Annotated in this window: 1 protein-coding gene; it reads right to left on the bottom strand. The window is 64.4% G+C overall.

What is annotated here, in order from left to right; all coding sequences use genetic code 11:
• A partial coding sequence (locus tag ABQE44_RS25725; RefSeq protein ID WP_448432639.1) for an IS1634 family transposase occupies positions 1 to 1339 on the bottom strand: 1339 nt, incomplete at its 3' end.
• Positions 1340 to 1451 lie beyond the last annotated feature (112 nt).

Below are 1451 nucleotides of genomic sequence, written 5' to 3' on the forward strand. Positions count from 1 at the left end.
TGACGGCCATGGCGGCAACCACGATGCTCAGGTGGGCCTCGATGGAATCGCGCAGGTGGTGATAGATCGGGCGGGCTTGCAGGTCGTGTTTGGACATTCGGAAGCTCTTTTCGATGTGCCAGAGCTGGTGGTAGGCGTCGATGACGAATGTCGAGGAGGCGCTGGTCAGGTTGGTGGTGTAGCCCTTCCAGCCGGCCAGCGCGCGGGTTTTGGCCTCCAGTGTGCGGTTGATCGTCTTGGTGGCGCCGGTGAGCTGGATGTAGCGGTTGCGTTTGACTGGGGCGTGCCCGTCGACGGCGCGTTCGGCTTTGCGGACTTGTTCGTCGATCCCGCGCAGCGTGCGGCGGGCCCGTTCGTGGCGGTACTGGTAGTAGATGACCCGATCCGGGATGCCGCGGCTCTTCTCCGCACTGGTGGCCGGCCACGGCTGGGCCAGGATTAGCCCATCGGGAATCGCTTCACCGGCATGGTTGTCGCGCCATTCGCGCACCACGTCAGGCAGGTAGGGGATGCGTGTGCCCAGGATGAACGACAGCCCAGCGGCTTTGATCGCGACTTGGTTGGACTCGGAGATCATGCCAGCATCGGCGACAACGGTGACATCCGACAACTGGTGAGCGGCCTTGAAGGCGTTGATGACCGGCAGCATGGTGGCGGTCTCGGCCTTGTTGCCCTCGAAGGCCTGCACGGTCAGCGGGAAGCCAGCGGCATCAGTCAACAGTCCCAGGGTGATTTGCGGTTCCAGCCGGCGCTCCTTGGAAAAGCCTGGCTCGCGGAACCCGTCACCGGCATCGGTTTCGAAGTACAGCGTGGACACGTCGAACAACACCAGCGAGGCCGGTCCCAACCCGGCGCGTCGAGCACTGGCAGCAGCCAATGCTTGGCGCCACTGCGGTTGAGCATAGCCGGGCAAGCGACGCTTGACGGTGGCATACGAGGCAGGCTCTACCCCGACTTCGGTGAGCACTCGTGCGGCGTCGATCTTGCTGCTGGGTTCAATGATCCGGGCGAGTACCAGATCACGAAACACACTGTCGCCCTTGGTTGCCGATTCGAGCCCCAAGATCCGGTAGGCGGCGCACAACGCATCCCACAGATGTGTCATCCGGGTGGAGGTGATCGGCAGCGGCTCCGAACCAGCCGGTGCGGTCACGTCGAGATCGAGCACGGCCTGGTTGGCCGCCAACCGCTCCGCCGCGGCCGCCTTCAACGCGGCCAACTCGGCCTCGTCATGCGCCGAGCCCAGATGCTCGATCGAGCGCGAACCGCGCCGGTTGGACCACACGATCTGCACCGCGGTCGCCCCCGAGGCGGTCTTCACGGTGCGCACGTAGGCCACCCCGGCAGCCTACGGCTCGGATTTAGTGCACAAATTCTCACTGGGCCGACCCGAAAATTGCAGGTCAGAAACCCGCGCTCGCCATCAACCCGGAAACGTGAGCCAAGTCAGG

The organism is Mycolicibacterium sp. XJ2546, from assembly GCF_053483195.1.